Genomic DNA, 19,931 nt, shown 5'->3' with positions numbered 1-19,931 from the left:
ATGACGTTACAAGACGATACAAAGCGAATCGACGAATTAAAGGATTTGTTAAATCAATATAGCTATGAGTATTATACACTTGATAAACCAACAGTCCCTGACGCAGAGTATGACAAGCTTATGCAAGAGCTGCTAAGTTTAGAAGAAAAGTATCCTGAGCTGGTTACGCCTGATTCGCCAACACAACGTGTCGGCGGCGAGCCGCTTGCGTCCTTTGAAAAAGTGCAACACAGAGTGCCAATGCTTAGTCTTGGGAATGCCTTTAACGAAGGAGATTTGCGCGATTTTGACCGCCGCGTCCGCCAGGAGGTGGGCGACGAGTTCTCCTATGTTTGTGAGTTGAAAATCGATGGTCTGGCCATCTCACTTCACTATGAAAATGGCCTGTTTGTTCAAGGGTCAACACGTGGTGACGGAACCGTTGGCGAGGATATCACGACCAACTTACGGACAATCAAGACCATTCCTTTAAGGCTTAAACAAAACATTGATATTGAGGTCCGTGGGGAAGCTTACATGCCGAAAAGTTCCTTTGAGGCACTAAATAAAGAACGTGAAGCCAATGGTGAAGAGCTATTTGCCAATCCGCGTAATGCTGCGGCAGGTTCTTTACGGCAGCTTGATCCGAAAATTGCAGCCAAACGAAATTTAGCTATTTTTCTATATGGAATTGGCTCTACCGAAGGTCTACCGATTGATTCCCATAGTGATGGGCTTGATTTTTTAGAAGAGCTTGGTTTTAAAACAAATCCTGAACGAAGAAGATGTGCTACCATCGATGAAGTGCTGCAGTTTATAGAGAACTGGACTGAAAAACGGCCGACACTTCCATATGAAATTGACGGGATTGTTATTAAAGTAGATTCTTTTGAACAACAAGAGCAGCTGGGCAACACGGCAAAAAGCCCGCGCTGGGCCATTGCATATAAATTTCCTGCAGAAGAAGTGATGACAAGGCTACTTGATATTGAGCTCAGTGTCGGCAGAACGGGTGTGATTACGCCAACCGCGATTTTGGAGCCTGTCCGTGTTGCTGGAACAACAGTAAAACGGGCTTCCCTTCATAACGAGGATTTGATACGCGAAAAAGATATCAAAATCGGCGACTATGTGATTATTAAAAAAGCGGGCGATATCATTCCTGAAGTCGTAAGTGTGGTGGAAGAAAAGCGCACGGGTGAAGAACAGGATTTTGCGATGCCGAACGGTTGTCCTGAATGTGGCAGCGAGTTGGTCCGCCTAGAGGATGAAGTAGCACTTCGTTGCATTAATCCAAGATGTCATGCGCAAATTCGCGAAGGTCTCATTCACTTCGTTTCTCGCAATGCCATGAATATTGAAGGCTTAGGGGAAAAGGTGATCACCCAATTATTTGCTGCGAATTTAATTGAAGATGTTGCTGATATCTATAAATTGGATCGGGATGAACTTTTACAGCTTGAAAGAATGGGTGCGAAATCCGTTGACAACCTTTTACAGGCGATTGAAGCATCTAAGGAAAATTCATTGGAAAAATTGCTTTTTGGTCTAGGGATTCGCCATGTTGGAGCAAAGGCGGCGAAGACGTTAGCGCAGCAGTTTGAAACGATAGAAACTTTGCAAAAAGCAACGATGGAAGATTTAATCAATATTAATGAAATTGGCGAGAAGATGGCCGATTCGATTGTTGCTTATTTTAGCAAGTCAGAAGTTAGTCAATTGCTCGATGAGCTTACATTCTATGGCGTCAATATGACCTATAAAGGGCCGAAAGCAGTAAATGTGGACGAAATTGATTCTGTTTTTGCAGGTAAAACTGTTGTATTGACTGGAAAACTTGAGCAAATGGCTAGAAATGATGCCAAAAAGGAACTGGAAGCACTTGGAGCAAAGGTAACAGGGAGTGTAAGTAAAAACACCGACATTGTGATTGCTGGTGAAGATGCTGGTTCTAAATTAGCGAAAGCATTGGAATTCGGAATTGAAGTTTGGGATGAGGCAAGGATGCTTCAAGAACTAAAGAGATAAAAGGGGGGCCAAAAAGTGAAGAAAGGTTTACTAGTGTTACTAGGTCTGTTACTAGTACTGTCTGCATGTACCCCTAACTTTGGAAAAGATGAAGAAATTGTACAGCAAACGAAAGAGTCGACGGAACAGGCAATTATTCCAAAATACAAAATTTCTGATGATTATTATCGGACGATTTTGCCATATAAGCCCGGGAAGGCAAGAGGTTTAGTGAATTATACGGTATATAATCGTTTAGATATAAATGAGATGGAAATGGGTTTGATGAGAATCGCTCAAGAGCACTTTGATCCGAACGATTTCTATTTTCAAGAGGGCCAATATATAACATCAGCTATGGTCGAAGATTGGGTTGGAAGACAGAGCGACAAAAATGTGGACGGGTTGAATCCACCTTTAAATGAAAAAACAGCAACTACGGAGGATTTTCAAAAAAATCCAAAATACTTATCACATATAATGGAACAAAATTATTTGAAAAAAAATGATAATAACAAAGTAGAATTAGCTGGGGTTGTTATCGGGCTTGCGTTAAAGTCAGTCTATAATTTTAATGAGCCGACAAAGGGCTATCCAAGAGAAGAGCCTATATCTGCTGCCGAACTTAATAAGCAGGGGAGAGCGATAGCGCAACAAGTTCTGCAAAAACTACGTAGCATTAAAGAATTAGATGGAATCCCAATTGAAATTGCATTATTTAAGGAACAACCGAGAGACTCCGTTGTCCCGGGTAATTACTTCGCGAAAACATATGTAGGTGCGAATGACGGTTCTATCTCTAAATGGGAAAATATTAATGAAAAATATATTTTGTTCCCATCTCAAGAAGGTAAAGACTTATATTATGATGACTATACGCGAATGATGAATTTTAAAAGTGATATTGAACAGTACTTTCCGAACTATGTCGGTGTGGTAGGACGCGGTTATTATGTGGATGATCAGCTTCAGGAATTGACGATTGAAATTCCAATTCAGTTTTATGGAAAGGCAGAAATCATTGGTTTTACAGAGTATATCACAGGGTTGGTGCTCGATCATTTTCCACCGTATATCTCTGTTCAGGTTTATGTCACATCCATTAGCGGTCAAGAAGCACTGATTCGCTGGAACGGCGGCGACGAAAAGCCATTTGTTCATATCTTTAGGTAAATGGAACAAGGGAGGCGCTTTTGGAACAAACGAACCGTCCCCTTGTACCAAGCCTTGAACAATCGCATTAATTTTTGGTATTATCATTGTATTGTATTAATTTTATTCAATAGAAGTCTCCCGCTTCATTGAACATTATATAAATTTGAGACAATCCTACATTATTTTTACATAGATTGGGGGGAACGGTATGTCACGAATTTCAATGGAAGAAGTGAAGCACGTTGCACATTTAGCACGTTTGGCAATAACTGAAGAAGAAGCTGAAAAAATGACGAAGCATTTGGATTCAATTATTGAATATGCTGAGCTTTTAAATGAACTTGATACAGAAAACATCGAGCCGACAACGCATGTATTGGACATTAAAAATGTCTTAAGAGAAGATACATCACGCAATTGGCTAACACAAGATGATGCATTGAAAAATGCACCTGATCAAAGAGATGGTCAATTTAGAGTACCATCTATCATTGAATAAGGAGAGGAGGGCATAGTATGTCTTTATTTGAGAACAAAATCTCTGATTTACATGGGATGCTCCATAAAAAGGAAATTTCCGTTACAGAGCTTGTTGACGAGTCTTATCAACGAATTGGCGAAGTGGAAGATAAAGTAAAAGCATTTCTTACATTAAATGAAGAAGCAGCTAGAGAACAAGCTGCTAAGCTTGACCAAGAATTGGATAAAAAGGATCAATTTGGCCTTCTTTTTGGGATGCCAATTGGTGTAAAGGATAACATCGTAACGAAAGGACTTCGTACAACTTGTGCTAGTAAAATTCTAGCAAACTTTGATCCTGTCTACGATGCAACAGTTACTGAGAAGCTACATAATGCAGAAGCTATTATTATTGGAAAATGTAATATGGATGAATTCGCGATGGGCTCATCAAATGAAAATTCAGGTTTTTATCCTACGAAAAACCCTTGGAATCTAGACTATGTACCAGGTGGCTCAAGCGGTGGTTCCGCAGCGGCGGTTGCGGCAGGTGAAGTGCCATTTGCATTAGGTTCAGATACAGGTGGTTCCATTCGTCAGCCAGCTGCCTTTTGTGGTGTCGTTGGTTTAAAACCAACTTACGGATTAGTATCACGCTTTGGACTTGTTGCGTATGCATCATCATTGGATCAAATCGGACCAATTACAAGAAGCGTTGAAGATAATGCCTACATATTACAATCGATTGCAGGCCATGACAAAATGGATTCAACATCTGCCAACGTGGAAATCCCTGATTACCTATCTGCATTAACAGGTGATGTTAAAGGCTTAAAAATTGCCGTGCCAAAAGAATATATCGGTGAAGGCGTACGTGAAGATGTAAAAGAAGCTGTGATGAATGCACTGAAGGTGTTGGAAGCTCAAGGCGCTGTTTGGGAAGAGGTTTCACTTCCACACTCAAAATATGCGGTAGCAACCTATTACTTACTTGCATCATCAGAAGCATCTGCCAACCTTTCCCGTTTTGATGGTGTCCGTTATGGTGTTCGCACTGATAATGCGAAAAATATTATTGATTTATACAAAATGTCACGCAGCGAAGGCTTCGGTGATGAAGTAAAACGCCGCATTATGCTTGGAACATTTGCACTAAGTGCAGGTTTCTATGATGCCTATTACAAAAAAGCACAAAAAGTTCGTACATTAATTAAAAATGACTTTGAAAAAGTATTCGAAAAATATGATGTCATCCTTGGGCCAACAAACCCAACACCAGCATTTAAGATTGGTGAAAAGACAAATGATCCATTAACAATGTATGTTGAGGATATTTTAACTATTCCAGTGAACCTTGCGGGTGTACCAGGAATTTCAGTTCCATGTGGATTTTCAAAAGATGGCTTGCCAATCGGCTTGCAAATCATTGGAAAGTATTTTGATGAAAGTACGGTCTATCGTGTAGCACATGCTTATGAGCAAGCAACAGATTTTACACGACAAAGACCGAATCTGTAGGGGGGACGAAAGATGGCTTTTGAAACAGTCATTGGACTTGAAGTCCATGTTGAGCTAAAAACAAATACAAAAATCTTTTGTAATTGTCCAAATGAATTTGGAGTAGCCCCTAACAGCAATACATGTCCGATTTGCCAAGGGCATCCAGGCGTACTACCGGTCGTAAATCAGCAAGCCGTTGATTTTGCAATGAAAGCTGCGATGGCATTAAACTGTGAAATTACACCGATTACAACATTTGACCGTAAAAACTATTTTTATCCAGATAATCCGAAAGCATACCAAATTTCTCAATTTGATAAGGCGATTGGGAAACGTGGCTGGATAGATATTGAAGTGAACGGAGAAAAGAAACGAATCGGGATTACGCAGATCCATATGGAAGAGGATGCCGGTAAGTTGACACACACAGGTGACGGCCATTCATTAGTGGATTTAAACCGTCAAGGTACACCACTGATTGAGATTGTATCTGAGCCGGACATGCGTTCACCTGAAGAAGCTTATGCTTATTTAGAAAAATTAAAGTCTATCATTCAATATACAGGTGTTTCTGACTGTAAAATGGAAGAAGGCTCATTGCGTTGTGATGCCAATATTTCTCTACGCCCCGTAGGCCAAGAGAAATTTGGTACGAAAACAGAGCTTAAGAACTTAAACTCATTTGCATTTGTTCGCGATGGTTTAGAATATGAAGAAAGACGTCAAGAGCAGGTGCTTTTGTCCGGCGGTTTCATTCAGCAGGAAACACGCCGTTATGATGATGCGAAAAAGAAAACAATTCTAATGCGTGTCAAGGAAGGCTCTGATGATTATCGCTATTTCCCTGAGCCGGATTTAGTTGATATTGTGATTGATGAGGCATGGATGAATCGCGTTCGTGAGGAAATTCCTGAGTTGCCAGATGCACGCCGTGAGCGTTATGTCGGCGAGCTTGGCTTACCAGCTTACGATGCAGCTGTTTTAACAGTTTCAAAAGAAACTTCTGACTTTTTCGAAGCAGCGGTTGCCGCTGGTGCAGAGCCAAAACAGGCTTCTAACTGGATTATGGGTGAGCTTTCTGCCTATTTAAATGCAAATAATGTAGAGTTGCATGATGTTAAGCTCACACCAGATGCATTGGCAAAATTAATTGGCCTTATTCAGAAAGGTACAATCTCATCAAAAATCGCCAAAGATATTTTCAAAGAGTTGGTTGAAAACGGCGGCGATGCTGAGAAGATTGTTGAAGAAAAAGGACTTGTCCAAATTTCAGACGAGGGCGAGCTTCGCGGTATCGTTGCTGATGCAGTTGCCGGCAATCCAAAAGTTGTTGAAGACTATAAGAGTGGCAACAAAAAAGCGGCAGGCTTCTTCGTTGGCCAAATTATGAAGGCAACAAAAGGGAAAGCAAATCCGCAGTTGGTTAACAAGCTGATTGCAGAAGAGCTTGATAAACTGTAAAATGCAAAAGCACCCGTACTTGTGCAATACAATGCACTGGTACGGGTGCTTTTTTAATCCATTCCATTATTCAGTTTGAACCAGCTTTTTTGCTTTGATGATAAAAATAACGGCAGAAATTCCGTAAAGTAAGATGATGAATTCAGCAATCCAAACCGACTTAATGGCGTGAGCCTGATACAATGCCGGTGCTACATCCATTAATGCATGCAAACCGATGGCATATAAAACATAAATAAATTTATTTTCCCGGACAGCTAGGAGTACAACAACAGAGAGCGCGATTTGAATAAAAATAGCTGGAATTCGTTCCAATCCACCAACGACATACATGCCAAACCCTGTGTGTAAAAGTTGATGTTTTATCTGGGCAAGTTGATCAACAGGCAGTGCAGCCCCGAGGGTTTGGTCAAACATGCCTGAATTAATCAAATACGCCATCACAATGGCATTGACACCGCCCATTACGCCAATTAGAATGGCTTCCATTCCGCCATGCCCTAAACCGAATGACAATCCATCATGATAGCTTCGATTTTTCTTAAGTAAAAACGTAAAGCCAACATAACGGCCAATCTCTTCAAAAAAACCTGCTGCCAATGCCCCATAAGCTACAAATGCGACCTTACTATCTGTCCACTTTAATGAAGGACCAGATGGGTCAATAACAGCAATGTGCAATAGTTTTTCTAATACTTGCGAAAAAACAACAAAAATTAACGCTCCAATCCAGAATGATTTCCACGATAAAGCCTTTTTACGAATAAGAAATATAAGAATAATAATTGGAAATACCAAAGAAATGAGAAGCTGTGTCATCATTCCAGCCATTTGTATTTGTGAAACCAAACAAACCAACCTCCTTTGTTTTTATTGAATGGATAAAATTAGTCAGATTGGTGCAAATTATAATATTTATAGTATAATTTTACTCATTACATATTAAAATATTGAATTTATATCTACGCTGGAGGTTACCATGAAGGATTTAAGACAACGGAAAATAGAATTATTTCAACAAAATAACAAAGATAAAGCGCGCTTACTTATATCGTGCCCGGACAAGCCGGGTATCGTAGCAACTGTTTCAAAATTTTTATTTGAACACGGGGCGAACATCATCCAGTCGGATCAATATTCAAGCGATCCTGAAGGTGGGCTCTTCTTTATGCGGATTGAATTTACAATGCCAAATCTTGATCAACAAGAGCAGAAGCTTGAAGAGGACTTTGCTGTGATTGGTGAACAATTTAAGATGGATTGGCATTTCGCATACGCTTATCATATCAAAAAAATGGCAATTTTTGTATCAAAACAAGATCATTGCTTAACGGAGCTGTTATGGCAATGGCAGGCTGGCGACTTGGTTGCAGATATAGCCGTTGTGATCAGTAATCACCCAGACCTTGGGCCAACTGTCGAGCAATTTGGAATTCCTTTTTACCATATCCCGGTCACCAAAGACACGAAGCAGGATTCTGAACAAAGGCAATTAAAACTGCTTGAAGAATATGATATCGATGTGTCAGTTTTGGCACGCTATATGCAAATCCTTTCACCGGCATTTATCGCAAGCCAGCCAAATCGAATTATCAATATCCATCATTCGTTCCTACCAGCCTTTGTTGGGGCAAGACCATATGAACGGGCATATGAGCGGGGCGTGAAGATTATTGGAGCAACCTCCCATTATGTTACAGATGATCTAGATGAAGGACCAATCATCGAGCAAGGGGTCCAACGTGTGGATCATCGCCATAACGCAGAGGATTTGAAAAGAATCGGGCGCTCTGTCGAACGCAGTGTATTAGCAAGAGCGGTAGCTTGGCATTTAGAAGACCGTGTTATTCCATATAAAAATAAAACGGTTGTGTTTAGTTAAAATAAGAGAGTACCTGGTAAATAACTAACGGATTCTTTTTAAAGGTGCAGGACAGTAAATCTCAATACATATAGGGTGAGAAATCGCAGTGATTTTCTCACCCTATTTTTTTATTTGACTTTGGCTCTCTGAAGTTGATTTCCCTCACTGTGTTTAAAAAATAAACGGCAAAATTCCGTTTATATGATCCAAATCATTGGATTTTACATTAGCCGGAAATTCTCCACCTAAAAGCGTGGCAAATGGTTTACTTTATTAAATTTGTTGTCTATTTTTATTGTGTGTCCTTGTCGCTTTTGTACTCCAAAATATCACCTGGCTGGCAATCCAAAGTCTTACATATCGCTTCTAATGTTGAAAAACGAACCGCTTTTGCTTTTCCGTTTTTCAGAATAGAAAGATTCGCCATAGTAATTCCAACCCTCTCCGAAAGCTCAGTTACACTCATTTTTCGTTTCGCTAACATCACATCAATATTAATTATTATTGCCATTTTCTCACCTCAGACCGTTAAATCATTTTCTGATTTTAAATTAATAGCTTCTTGTAATAGTCTTTGGAGAACAGCAGCAAAAACGGCGATAACCATCGAAGCAAAAGGAATGACCATTCCAACAAATATGAGACCTGGGGCATCGTCTTTATCCGCCACGAAATAATATAGCGGCAAACCTAAGACATGCAAACTACAGATGGAAATGGCGCAGTATTTGATTCTCATTAAAGTTCGAACGGACAATTCAGAGAAAGCGATGTTCTTGTCAATATAATTTAATAATTTAAAAGCTTGATAAAGGGCGAAGTAAAAAGGTAATGCTCCTCCATATAAAAGGATGAAAATGATATATTTTATGGAATGAAACCCTAAGAAATCCGCTACCGCAACTGCCAGTTCAGGAACCAGAAATATGCACAAAGCGAGAACTGGAATTCCAATAAGAATAACAGCTATCTTCAAAAATAATGTGTTTGCTATCTTCATAAAAAACACCTCTATTATATTCAAAATGTTAATTGTTTTTTGGCTGTGAATCCAAGACATTCTTTATAGGTTTTTGAAGTACGTTCACAAAAGCTACGATGACGCTAGTTACTAAAATCCCCATTAGACCTAGAGATATTGGACCTGCTGCATCATCACCTGTAAATTGAGCATATACTCTTAAATAAACTATTGCTAACAAAATGAAGAAAATGACAGTAAAAGCGCATTTTTTTATTACCTTTAAAGATTGAAGAGATAACTCAGTAAAAGCATTGCTCTTTTCGATATAGATTAAAAGTATAAATACTTGATACAACGCTACAGAAAACGTAATACATATTCCATAGGCACATACCAAAAGTGGATATAGCGAATAATCACCTGGGCGCTCTATCGCATCTCTTCTGGCTGCTTCAGGCAAAAAATATATACACACGGTAAGCACTGCAATTCCAACCAGAAAAATAATGATCTTTAAGAAAGTGGTAGAACCTCGTTTAACATTCATTTAAAACACCTCACTTATATAATGACAATACGACTTTAGCATACAATTTATCGTTTTACAATAAATTCATATCGTTTTTTATTATATTATTATTGTTATTTAACCAATATGCACCTCAAAACGGAACGATTTAAGTAAATAACCAGGTGCTTTTTCTTATAGAAAAAATGAATTAATAATATTCAAGCAACCAGCGGAATATTAATTAAACAACCTAGCTTCCTATGAAACTAGGTGAATCTCAGTCAGCCAATTTTCTAGCTGGCGTACTACATTAAGTTTGAAAATGGAAAAGGAGGGTCAAAGTTGGAAAACTATGCAGTATTTCTTACTCCAAACACCATTCATTATGGGAGGGAGTCTTTTCAAACGGTAGGGAGGGAGACGGCGAGTAGGGGGAAAAAGGCCTTGATCGTCAGCGATAAAATAATGGAAGGCCTGGGATATGTTCATCAATGCCGAGACCTTCTGTTAGCAGAAGGGGTTCGAAGCAGCGTCTATTTAGGTGTGGAGTCAGAGCCGATTGACGTTTATGTTGATGAGGGGCTGGAGCTGTTACGGGAAGAGCAATGTGATGTGATTATTTCGCTTGGCGGAGGAAGCTGCATTGATACGGCAAAGGCGATTTCCGTCGTTGCAACCAATGGCGGCTACATTGGCGATTATATGGGAAGGAAGAAAATCGCTGAGGTCAAGCCTATTCCACATATAGCGATTCCGACAACAGCTGGTACAGGGTCTGAGGCAACAGATGTGACTGTTATTACAAATACAAAAAATGACGTAAAAATGATGATTAAACAACCGGCCTTTATGCCAGATGTAGCGATTGTGGATCCTTTATTAACCATATCATCACCAAAGTCTGTTACGGCTGCTACAGGTGTAGACGCACTGAGCCATGCGATCGAAGCCTATATTTCCAAGCGTGCCCACCCGATGACCGACACATTAGCATTATCGGCAATGGAATTAATCGTGAATAACTTACGAAAGGTTTATCAGGAAGGAGAGAATGTTGATGCCCGGGAAGCCATGTCATTAGGTGCGATGCAGGCAGGAATGGCTTTTTCGAATGCTTCCGTATGTTTAGTCCATGGGATGTCAAGACCAATCGGGGCACTCTTCCATGTTCCACACGGCTTCTCAAATGCCATGCTTTTACCGGCTGTACTTGAATTTAGTAAAGATTCCTGTGTGAAGCGGCTGGCTGATTTAGGGAGATTGTTTGCTTCGGGTGTAGAGAACCTTTCCGATGTGGAAGCTGCTGACATAGCCGTTTCTTCTGTAAAAGAGCTTTGTCTGGAATTAAATATTCCGAATATGAAGAAGTGGGGTATTGATCGGACTATGTTTGAAAACGCTATCAGCAAAATGGCTTTAGATGCACTCGCTAGTGGAAGTCCACAAAATAATCCTAAGGTGCCATCGAAGGAAGAAATAGAGGAGCTTTACGGCATTTGCTATGATTATCAATTTTCTTTAGAAAATAAGTAAAAAGGATGAGATGGAGGTAATAATATGGATTTTCTAGGCTTGCTCGGGTTAATTATTTCTCTTGCACTGCTAATCTTTCTAACTATGAAAGGAATTAATATTATTATCGCAGCAATCATATCCTCAATCGTAGTAGCAATTACCGGTGGTTTGAACTTAGAAACGGCCATGTTGGACCATTACATGAAGGGCTTTACAGGGTATTTTTCTTCCTGGTTTTTAGTCTTTTTATTGGGAGCTATTTTTGGAAAGGTCATGGAGGAAACGAGGTCAGCGGAAAGTATTGCCCAATGTATTAAAAATAAGTTTGGTGCCAAGCGCGCTGTGTTTGCGGTTGTAGCTGCTGCGGCAATCATGACCTATGGTGGGGTAAGTTTATTCGTTGTTGGTTTTGCAGTTTATCCAATTGCGTTGTCATTATTTAGAGCGGCCAACCTGCCGCATCGTTTTATTCCAGGGGCATTGGTATTCGGGTCGGTATCCTTTACGATGACATCACCGGGATCGCCAGAAATTCAAAATATTATTCCTACGCAATTTTTTCATACAACCCCAACTGCTGGTGGATGGATTGGCGTTCTGATGGCACTCATCATTATGGTAGTTGGTGGTTTTTGGCTAGGATCTTTGGTTAGAAAAGCTGTTCAAAAGGGAGAAGTTTTTTCACATCCATCGGCAAAAGCAGAATTGGCGGCAAGTCTTGAAGATGGAAAAAAGCAGCATGCAGCAAATGCGTTGCCTAATGTTGTCGTTTCAATTTTACCGCTCGCCCTCGTTATAATTCTACTAAATATTTTGGGCCAATTTATCAGTCCTACGACTGCTTTATTAATTGCTTTGACGGTTGGCATCGCGCTTGCATGTATCACAATGAAATCATATCTTAAGGAATTTTGGGAATCACTTTCAGTAGGAGCACAAAATGCGCTCGTCGCCCTTGCCAATACATGTGCGGTAGTTGGCTTTGGAAGTGTTGCTTCAAAAGTATCAGCCTTTGAAAGTTTAGTAAACAGCCTTGTCAATATGCCTGGGTCGCCTCTATTAGGACTTGGAATTGGAGTAACCATTATTTGTGGTATTACTGGTTCGGCTTCAGGAGGACTAGGTATTGCTCTACCAATTTTAGCCCCAATTTATATGGGTATGGGTGTGGACCCTGGTGCCATGCACCGCGTTTCTGCGTTGGCATCTGGCGGTTTGGATTCGCTTCCACATAATGGCTACGTTGTTACGACTGTTCGTGCCATTTGCGGTGAAACACATGCGAGGTCCTATAAACCTATCTTCTATTTAAGTGTCGTTTTACCGACTCTTGTAATGCTCCTTGCGGTTATTTTGTACTCGATTTTCTAAAAATCTGGAATTCGCGAAACTATAAAATATGGGGGATCTGGATATGACAAAAATAACAATCCAAACTGTGAAAAATTATATAGGCGGTGAATGGATAGAGGCGAAAACCGAGAAAAGGGAAGCGGTTTATAATCCTGCTACAGGGGAAGTAATTGCCTATGTGCCTATATCAACGGAAGAAGATGTTAATCTGGCAGTGAATGCTGCGGCGGAAGCCTTTCAAACATGGAAAGAAGAACCTGTACCGAAGCGTGCCCGTGTTCTCTTTAAATACCAGCAACTACTTGTAGATAACTGGGAAGAGCTTGCGAGATTAATAACAATAGAAAACGGTAAGAGCTACACGGAAGCCTATGGCGAAGTCCAGCGTGGTATTGAAAATGTGGAATTTGCCGCTGGTGCACCGTCTTTAATGATGGGGGAACAACTGGCCTCCGTTGCATCGGATCTTGAATCAGGTGTATACCGTTATCCAATCGGCGTTATTGGTGGGATTACTCCTTTTAATTTTCCGATGATGGTACCATGTTGGATGTTCCCGATGGCGATTGTAACGGGAAATACCTTTGTTTTAAAACCATCAGAACGCACGCCGTTACTAGCCAATCGTTTAGCGGAATTACTAGAGGAAGCTGGATTGCCAAAAGGTGTCTTTAATATCATTCATGGTGCCCATGATGTCGTGAATGGATTATTGGATCACCAAAAAGTAGCTGCTATTTCGTTTGTTGGGTCACAGCCGGTTGCCGAGTATGTTTACAGGCGTGGTACAGATCATTTGAAACGGGTGCAAGCGTTAGCAGGTGCGAAAAATCATTCAATCGTCCTGCAGGATGCAAACCTTGACAATGCCACAACCCAAATCCTTAATGCGGCCTTCGGGTCTGCAGGGGAGCGCTGTATGGCGGCATCGGTCGTAGCAGTGGAAGCTGCAATTGCGGATCAGTTTGTCGAACTGCTAACGAAAAAAGCGAATGAAATCAAAATTGGCAATGGTTTGGATGATGGCGTCTTTCTTGGACCGGTCATTCGTGAGCAGCACAAAGAACGCACACTGAAATATATCGAGTCAGGCGAAATGGAAGGAGCAACACTAGTCCGAGACGGTCGCTTAGATGCCGCTGCGGTGGAAAAAGGATATTTTGTAGGTCCAACCATTTTTGATCATGTAAGCGCAGAAATGAAAATTTTGCAGGATGAGATTTTTGCACCGGTCCTTTCCATAGTTCGTGTCAAAGATCTCGATGAAGCCATTGGGCTAGCCAATCAATCACGCTTTGCAAATGGAGCCTGCATTTTTACAAATGACGGGGGCAGTGTCCGCCGTTTTCGAGAAAGTATTGATGCCGGTATGCTTGGTGTAAATATTGGTGTCCCGGCACCAATGGCCTTCTTCCCGTTTTCCGGCTGGAAAGATTCCTTCTATGGCGACCTTCATGCCAATGGCAAAGACGGGCTGCAGTTTTATACAAGGAAAAAAGTCATTACAACGAAGTGGATGTAATGGGGTGTATGAAATGGTAGAAAACAAAGTCGTTTTTATAACTGGAGCAGCTAGTGGGATTGGTTATGAAATGGGCGTTACCTTTGCACAAAATGGTGCAAAAGTGGCTTTTTCAGATCTGAATGAAAAGAAAGTACTTGAAGTAACAGAGAATTTGAGAAAAGAAGGCTATGATTGTATTGGCCTTCCCTGTGATGTCACTAATGAAAAAGAACTTTGCCAAGCCATCGATGCAACGGTTGAAAAATATGGAAGGCTTGATGTTTTAATCAATAATGCCGGTCTGCAGCACGTTGCCTCAGTCGAGGATTTTCCAACTGAAAGGTTCGAATTAATCATAAAAGTTATGCTAACGGCACCTTTCATGGCAATAAAGCATGCTTTTCCAACCATGAAAAAACAGGGGTCCGGCGTCATTCTAAATATGGCGTCCATTAATGGCTTAATCGGTTTTGCTGGAAAGGCAGCCTATAATAGTGCCAAGCATGGGGTCATTGGTTTAACAAAGGTGACAGCATTAGAAGGGGCAGCCTCGGGGATCCGGGTTAATGCGATATGCCCCGGCTATGTGGACACACCACTCGTCCGGAATCAATTTGAAGATTTAGCGAGAAATCGCAATATTCCGGTGGAAAAAGTACTTGAAGAAGTGTTATATCCTTTAGTTCCCCAGAAGCGATTATTAGCCGTCAAGGAAATAGCTGATTATGCCTTGTTTTTAGCAAGTGACAAAGCAATGGGAGTGACAGGTCAAGCGGTTGTTATTGATGGAGGATATACAGCCCAATAGGCAAGGGCGAGTTCACTTTTGCTATTTTGGCTTGTACGAAAGAAGGAGGTTTTCGGACAGTAATAGTAGATTCATCGCATGTGGAGTCCGCAAGAAGGCGACAAACGGACAGCAAAGGTTGAAACTTCGCATGTGAAGTCCGCAAGAAGGCGACAAACGGACAACGCGAGTAGCTTTTCAAGTAAGAGAGTCCGCAAGAAGGCGTTAAACGGACAACGCGAGTAGCTTTTCAAGTAAGAGAGTCCGCAAGAAGGCGTTAATCGGACAACGCGAGTAGCTTTTCAAGTAAGAGAGTCCGCAAGAAGGCGTCAAACGGACAGCGCGAGCAGCTTTTTAAGCAAGAGAGTCCGCAAGAAGGCGTCAAACGGACAACGCGAGTAGCTTTTCAAGTAAGAGAGTCCGAAAAAAGGCGACAAACGGACAGCGCGAGCAGCTTTTTAAGCAAGAGAGTCCGCAAGAAGGCGACAAACGGACAACATTAGTTAATTCTTAATCTGGAGTGTCCGAATCATTATATATGATCAAATGAGCAGAAGCCTGATAAATTAATATTTATCAGGCTTCTACAGTTGTCGTGATTTTTTTTTGCTACTAAAAATCTGTTCTGCATCCAAAAAGAAATGTTACTGTATTTTTTAAGAACTCGTTTCCTTTTGTAAATTTTTTATTAAACAGCTCACTAATTTACAATCAGGATCACACATTAAGGAAGTGAAAAATTGAAATCTGTTTTTTCCTCTCCGTTTGGCCTTATACATTGCCAAATCAGCATGCTTTGTTAATGTCACATTGTCTATGCCATTGTGTGGGAAAAGGCTGATACCGATACTTGCCCCAACGGACAACTCGTAGTTATTAATGACAATCGGCATATTTATTTCTGCAATAATATTATGAGCAACCATCCCGGCCTCACTTGGTTTTTTTATTTCCTGAAGAAGAATGACAAATTCATCTCCTCCCAAGCGGGCCACGGTATCATCGTCTCCGGCATATTTTTTTAGACGATTAGCTACAATTTTAAGCAAGAAATCGCCAATATCATGACCGTATGTGTCATTAACCTCCTTAAAGCCATCTAGGTCTATAAAAAGAAGTGCCACTATGCGATTTTCACTTTTTGCATGTAATAAAGCTTTACCAATCGCTTTATCCAAGTAGCTTCGATTATAGAGGCCTGTCAATTTATCATGATATGCCCTATATTTTATTTTATCTTCGGTGCGCTTTTTCTCTGTCATGTCCATTAGTGTTTGGATAACAGCAATAACATCGCCTTTCCGGTTATAAATTGGCGCCGCTTCAAATGAGAGGTAATGATTAACACCATCCCTTAAAACGAACCAGCCTTCTGAATGGAGCGCATCTGGAATTAAAGCTGACCGATTATAGTCGAGAGAATACAACGTTTTATGATCCTCGTGAATTATTAAATCAGCTAAGCAAGGGTGAACTGTATTGTAAAAAGCTGTCCAATGATTTGACGTTCCGATTACTGTTTCAGCTTTTATTCCTGTGAGCTTCTCTAACCCTTTATTCCAAATCGTAATCTCGCCTTTTGAATTAATGACAAATGTTGCGGTAGTTGAATTTAAAATAAGATTATCTGAGAACTCCTTTTGCTCCTGCAACGCTTCCTCAGCCTCTTTTAACTCATCAATTTTATCACACAGCGATTCCGCCATTATATTGAACGAGTCTCCAGCTTCCTTTAATTCATCCTTCGTATCGAGTGACACCCTAGCTTTTAAGTCACCATTCGCCATTTTAACGGCAGTTTGTTCAAATGTGAGAAGGGTATCACGGACAGATTTGTAAAAAGCGATGAATAAATAGAATAAGATAAAAAGTACAATTGCAAATAAAAAGATAACTTGGTTTCTTTGACTTTTCGCATGGGTAATATCGTTATCAAGTAAATGTGAAAGCGCCTGCGCCTCTGCTTCATATAGCTTATAAGAACTGTCAATGGTCTTCGTAGCTAAGAGAAAATAATAATTAGGCGTGATGATCGTATTCGTTGCCACAAGGACTTTATTGTTTAACGTATCAAGAAAAAACTCTGTTTCTGATACCGATTCGTTAAGATAGGAATTTATTAATGGTTTATTCGTTATATTTTCATTTAAAACAGTTTTTACTGTTTCGTTAATGTCATCGGCAGTTGCCCTAATTAAGATTGATAGCGCAAACAGTTTTTCTTTCTCTTCTACCGTTCCTAATTTTTTCGCCAGATAGCCTGACCCAATTGCGCGTGCTTGGCCAATTTTTTCCGTCATATAAGGAATCTTTGTATATGATGCAATAAGATGATGGTTTTCTAGCCTTGAATCAAGATATAAATTTGAAGTATAGCCAACATGATTCATTAATAAGACCAATTTTGCGATAACCTTTGTATGCATTTCTAGGTTTTCCTGTGCCGTAAGATTGTTAGCGTTAGCTTGAAAGCTTATCCAGTTATTCTTAACATCATCCCACATTTTTTTGGTCTGCAACTTACTTGCCAACCTTTTATTAATTGCATCAATTTCACTTATTTCTAATTTAATTTGCGACTCCTTGATGGAAATTTCCTCTTTAAAAGATTGATCACCATTGCGGTAAGCATTTGTCATCCCACGATGCTGCTGTAATTCATCTAATAGATTTTTCAAATGAAGATTATATTCAATACCTATTTTTTCTTTTTCAATAAAGGCAATTTTGTCCTCCATCCCTGAGAAAAAGTAGTACAGCATGAAGCTAACAGGTAGCAGAATGATAATCCCGATTAAAGCGAATTTATGAGGATACTTTAACTTTTTCATTAAAGAAACAGCGGGTGAAAAGATTGAATTCATTGGGCACACCTTCAATCTTAATTATTGGTAATAAACATAATGTATCATGAAAATTAGCAAAAATTGTGCAAAAGTATGACGAAATAATTAAATTGTGGGTATTTATTAGGTCGAAAGTAGTGACTTTGACATAAAAAAGAACGGGTTCATACCCGTTCTTGTAAGTACTATAAAGTCTGCGTAATAGATTCAATCGTAATTTCAACAACCGCACGCGCCCACGGAAAGCTTTGCTTAAATTCTTCAAATTCTGCTCCTGATTTTAAGAAGGTTGCTGTTCCTACGATTCTAAATCCTGTGCCCGGACCGTGGAAGCCCTCTACTTCACGGCTTCCAATCGTCACCATAACTTGATTATTTTTCTCGACATTGGCTTCAGTTGTATTCATCCCGCCCGCTGGATAAAGTAGTTTCCCATCGGAAATTTGCATATAACTATTCCATGTATTGCTAAGGTGTATCTTACCATCCGCAAATGTTCCGATAGTTGCGACCCCTTCGTGCTGCAAAACCTCTAAAAACTTTTCAGGTATCACCATTATTTTTTCCTCCCCTTGTCTTTAAAACAATATCATTATCATTATAAAGAAAAAGTATTTTCCACCCTGTGCTATTTATCACTATCAAATAGAGGTTTTCCATATTTATGGGATAATGCAAACAAAATAGAACAACTTCCTATAACTTTCCTATGATTATTTAAATTTTTTAAAAAGAAAATATTTTTTGATAAAAATAAAACGCTTTCATATATTTACAAAATTCTGAAAATATATTTTAATAGTATAGTATAAAGAAAAAAACAAAATAGTAGGGGGAATTTTGGTGAAGAATATCAAAATTTTAATGCTAGCTCTTACAATGATGCTAGCAATGTTCTTAGCTGCTTGTAGCGGTGGTGGCAACGAAGCTGCAAACAGTGATAAAAAAGCTAGTGGAGATGCTGGAAAGTCTTCTGGCGCTGTAGAAGCGAAAATTGGGGTTGTTTCTTATATTACTGGTCCAGGCGCTGGTTATGGGGAAGCAATTACAAATGGTCTTAAGTTAGCCCAAGAAGAAATCAATGCCAAAGGTGAAGTTAAACTTGATCTTGTAATCGAGGATTCAGCAGGTAAGCAGGAACAAGCTTTATCTGCAGCTCAAAAGTTAATCAACTCAGATAATGTAACAGCATTAATTGGACCTACATTAAGTACAGAAATGAACGTAGTTGGTCCTGAGGCAGATTTAGCAGGTGTACCAACGTTAGGAACTTCAACAACAGCTCAAGGTATTCCAGAGATTGGTGATTATGTTTTCCGTGATTCTATTCCTGAGACTTTAGCAATTCCAGCTGCGATGCAAAAAGCAGTAGATAAATTTGCTGTTAAAAAAGTAGCCATCATGTACGGAAATGACGATGTATTCACAAAGTCAGGTTTTGACACAATGAAAGCTACAGCAGAAAAAATGGGTCTAGAAGTTTTAACGATTGAAACATTCCAAAAAGGTCAATCAGATTACAATGCACAATTAACAAAGATTAAAAGCTTAAATCCTGATTTAATTCTTTGTTCTGCTTTATACAATGAAGGCGCGGTAATTATGGACCAAGCTCGTAAAATGGGAATTACTGTACCATTCGTTGGCGGTAACGGCTTTAACTCTCCGGAAGTAATCAAAATTGCCGGTGATGCTGCAAATGGATTAATCGTGGCAACACCTTGGTTTGGTGGTAAGGAAGATGCAAAGGTACAAGAATTCGTGAAAAAATATAAAGAGAAATTTGGTAAAGATCCAGACCAATTCGCAGCACAAGCTTATGATGGCCTTTACTTAGTAGCTGAAGCTGTTAAAAATGCAGGTAGTGATGATCGTGATGCAGTTCGCGATGCGTTAGCTGCAACAAAAGATTTCCAAGGTATTTTAGGTAAAATGTCATTTGATAAAGTTGGAGATATTGTGATGGACCCAACTGTTTTAGTAATTGATCAAGGTCAATTTAAAATTTTTGAATAATAATTAATGG

General features: G+C 39.8%; 17 protein-coding genes. 11 read left to right on the top strand and 6 right to left on the bottom strand.

Features of this window, described 5'->3' with window-relative positions; all coding sequences use genetic code 11:
* From ligA to gatB, 5 genes are all read left to right on the top strand, one after another.
* A complete protein-coding gene (gene ligA, locus ACNQFZ_RS08920) occupies positions 1–2,007 on the top strand; it encodes an NAD-dependent DNA ligase LigA (protein WP_458414923.1) in 2,007 nt (668 codons plus the stop codon).
* A gap of 15 nt (positions 2,008–2,022) precedes the next feature.
* Positions 2,023–3,159 carry a CamS family sex pheromone protein gene (locus ACNQFZ_RS08915; protein ID WP_458414922.1) on the top strand — a complete coding sequence of 379 codons (1,137 nt, stop codon included), beginning with the start codon at positions 2,023–2,025 and terminating at the stop codon, positions 3,157–3,159.
* A gap of 190 nt (positions 3,160–3,349) precedes the next feature.
* Positions 3,350–3,640, top strand: coding sequence for an Asp-tRNA(Asn)/Glu-tRNA(Gln) amidotransferase subunit GatC (gene gatC / locus ACNQFZ_RS08910; RefSeq protein WP_458414921.1), 291 nt, complete (start codon positions 3,350–3,352; stop codon positions 3,638–3,640).
* A gap of 17 nt (positions 3,641–3,657) precedes the next feature.
* Positions 3,658–5,118, top strand: a complete 1,461-nt coding sequence (gene gatA / locus ACNQFZ_RS08905; protein WP_458414920.1) for an Asp-tRNA(Asn)/Glu-tRNA(Gln) amidotransferase subunit GatA — start codon at positions 3,658–3,660, stop codon at positions 5,116–5,118.
* 12 nt (positions 5,119–5,130) lie between these two features.
* Entirely contained in the window at positions 5,131–6,561 is a 1,431-nt protein-coding gene (gatB, locus tag ACNQFZ_RS08900; protein WP_458414919.1) for an Asp-tRNA(Asn)/Glu-tRNA(Gln) amidotransferase subunit GatB, read from the top strand.
* A gap of 66 nt (positions 6,562–6,627) precedes the next feature.
* On the opposite strand, the gene ACNQFZ_RS08895 is transcribed toward gatB, so the two are convergent.
* A complete protein-coding gene (locus ACNQFZ_RS08895) occupies positions 6,628–7,398 on the bottom strand; it encodes a YhfC family intramembrane metalloprotease (RefSeq protein WP_458415351.1) in 771 nt (256 codons plus the stop codon).
* A 142-nt stretch (positions 7,399–7,540) separates the two neighbouring features.
* Here ACNQFZ_RS08895 and purU point away from each other — a divergent pair, with 142 nt between their 5' ends.
* Positions 7,541–8,443 (top strand): formyltetrahydrofolate deformylase, encoded by a 903-nt coding sequence (gene purU, locus ACNQFZ_RS08890; RefSeq protein ID WP_458414918.1) that lies wholly within the window; start codon positions 7,541–7,543, stop codon positions 8,441–8,443.
* 274 nt (positions 8,444–8,717) lie between these two features.
* Here purU and ACNQFZ_RS08885 read toward each other — a convergent pair whose 3' ends face one another.
* The 3 genes from ACNQFZ_RS08885 to ACNQFZ_RS08875 are packed head-to-tail and all read right to left on the bottom strand — an operon-like array spanning position 8,718 to position 9,936.
* Positions 8,718–8,936, bottom strand: coding sequence for a helix-turn-helix domain-containing protein (locus ACNQFZ_RS08885; protein ID WP_458414917.1), 219 nt, complete (start codon positions 8,934–8,936; stop codon positions 8,718–8,720).
* A 9-nt stretch (positions 8,937–8,945) separates the two neighbouring features.
* Positions 8,946–9,425, bottom strand: a complete 480-nt coding sequence (locus ACNQFZ_RS08880) for a DUF2975 domain-containing protein (RefSeq protein WP_458414916.1) — start codon at positions 9,423–9,425, stop codon at positions 8,946–8,948.
* 28 nt (positions 9,426–9,453) lie between these two features.
* Positions 9,454–9,936 carry a DUF2975 domain-containing protein gene (locus tag ACNQFZ_RS08875; protein WP_458414915.1) on the bottom strand — a complete coding sequence of 161 codons (483 nt, stop codon included), beginning with the start codon at positions 9,934–9,936 and terminating at the stop codon, positions 9,454–9,456.
* 306 nt (positions 9,937–10,242) lie between these two features.
* Between ACNQFZ_RS08875 and ACNQFZ_RS08870 the strand changes: the two genes are divergently transcribed.
* Genes ACNQFZ_RS08870 through ACNQFZ_RS08855 form a run of 4 tightly spaced genes read left to right on the top strand, consistent with a single transcriptional unit; the run spans position 10,243 to position 15,080 of the window.
* Positions 10,243–11,433: an iron-containing alcohol dehydrogenase gene (locus ACNQFZ_RS08870; RefSeq protein WP_458414914.1), complete on the top strand. Its 1,191-nt coding sequence runs from the start codon at positions 10,243–10,245 to the stop codon at positions 11,431–11,433.
* A 24-nt stretch (positions 11,434–11,457) separates the two neighbouring features.
* A complete protein-coding gene (locus tag ACNQFZ_RS08865; protein ID WP_458414913.1) occupies positions 11,458–12,786 on the top strand; it encodes a GntP family permease in 1,329 nt (442 codons plus the stop codon).
* A gap of 43 nt (positions 12,787–12,829) precedes the next feature.
* A complete protein-coding gene (locus ACNQFZ_RS08860; RefSeq protein ID WP_458414912.1) occupies positions 12,830–14,290 on the top strand; it encodes a CoA-acylating methylmalonate-semialdehyde dehydrogenase in 1,461 nt (486 codons plus the stop codon).
* Positions 14,291–14,303: 13 nt separating this feature from the next.
* Positions 14,304–15,080 (top strand): 3-hydroxybutyrate dehydrogenase, encoded by a 777-nt coding sequence (locus tag ACNQFZ_RS08855; protein WP_458414911.1) that lies wholly within the window; start codon positions 14,304–14,306, stop codon positions 15,078–15,080.
* A gap of 635 nt (positions 15,081–15,715) precedes the next feature.
* Here ACNQFZ_RS08855 and ACNQFZ_RS08850 read toward each other — a convergent pair.
* Both ACNQFZ_RS08850 and ACNQFZ_RS08845 read right to left on the bottom strand, forming a co-directional pair.
* Positions 15,716–17,923, bottom strand: a complete 2,208-nt coding sequence (locus tag ACNQFZ_RS08850) for a diguanylate cyclase domain-containing protein (RefSeq protein ID WP_458414910.1) — start codon at positions 17,921–17,923, stop codon at positions 15,716–15,718.
* 167 nt (positions 17,924–18,090) lie between these two features.
* Positions 18,091–18,462, bottom strand: a complete 372-nt coding sequence (locus ACNQFZ_RS08845) for a pyridoxamine 5'-phosphate oxidase family protein (RefSeq protein WP_458414909.1) — start codon at positions 18,460–18,462, stop codon at positions 18,091–18,093.
* 286 nt (positions 18,463–18,748) lie between these two features.
* Here ACNQFZ_RS08845 and ACNQFZ_RS08840 point away from each other — a divergent pair, with 286 nt between their 5' ends.
* Positions 18,749–19,921 carry an ABC transporter substrate-binding protein gene (locus tag ACNQFZ_RS08840; RefSeq protein WP_458414908.1) on the top strand — a complete coding sequence of 391 codons (1,173 nt, stop codon included), beginning with the start codon at positions 18,749–18,751 and terminating at the stop codon, positions 19,919–19,921.
* Positions 19,922–19,931 lie beyond the last annotated feature (10 nt).

The sequence above is a fragment of the Schinkia acidoalkalinis genome (assembly GCF_054301215.1).
Note: the sequence above shows the minus strand (reverse complement) of the source record. Positions and strands in the feature narration are given on the sequence as shown.

Bases quoted from the DNA above. Each gene is read 5' to 3' on its own strand.
- ligA (WP_458414923.1), top strand. From the start codon at position 1: ATGACGTTACAAGACGATACAAAGCGAATCGACGAATTAAAGGATTTG.
- gatC (WP_458414921.1), top strand. From the start codon at position 3,350: ATGTCACGAATTTCAATGGAAGAAGTGAAGCACGTTGCACATTTAGCA.
- gatA (WP_458414920.1), top strand. From the start codon at position 3,658: ATGTCTTTATTTGAGAACAAAATCTCTGATTTACATGGGATGCTCCAT.
- gatB (WP_458414919.1), top strand. From the start codon at position 5,131: ATGGCTTTTGAAACAGTCATTGGACTTGAAGTCCATGTTGAGCTAAAA.
- purU (WP_458414918.1), top strand. From the start codon at position 7,541: ATGAAGGATTTAAGACAACGGAAAATAGAATTATTTCAACAAAATAAC.
- ACNQFZ_RS08885 (WP_458414917.1), bottom strand. From the start codon at position 8,936: ATGGCAATAATAATTAATATTGATGTGATGTTAGCGAAACGAAAAATG.
- ACNQFZ_RS08880 (WP_458414916.1), bottom strand. From the start codon at position 9,425: ATGAAGATAGCAAACACATTATTTTTGAAGATAGCTGTTATTCTTATT.
- ACNQFZ_RS08875 (WP_458414915.1), bottom strand. From the start codon at position 9,936: ATGAATGTTAAACGAGGTTCTACCACTTTCTTAAAGATCATTATTTTT.
- ACNQFZ_RS08865 (WP_458414913.1), top strand. From the start codon at position 11,458: ATGGATTTTCTAGGCTTGCTCGGGTTAATTATTTCTCTTGCACTGCTA.
- ACNQFZ_RS08860 (WP_458414912.1), top strand. From the start codon at position 12,830: ATGACAAAAATAACAATCCAAACTGTGAAAAATTATATAGGCGGTGAA.
- ACNQFZ_RS08855 (WP_458414911.1), top strand. From the start codon at position 14,304: ATGGTAGAAAACAAAGTCGTTTTTATAACTGGAGCAGCTAGTGGGATT.
- ACNQFZ_RS08850 (WP_458414910.1), bottom strand. From the start codon at position 17,923: ATGAATTCAATCTTTTCACCCGCTGTTTCTTTAATGAAAAAGTTAAAG.
- ACNQFZ_RS08845 (WP_458414909.1), bottom strand. From the start codon at position 18,462: ATGGTGATACCTGAAAAGTTTTTAGAGGTTTTGCAGCACGAAGGGGTC.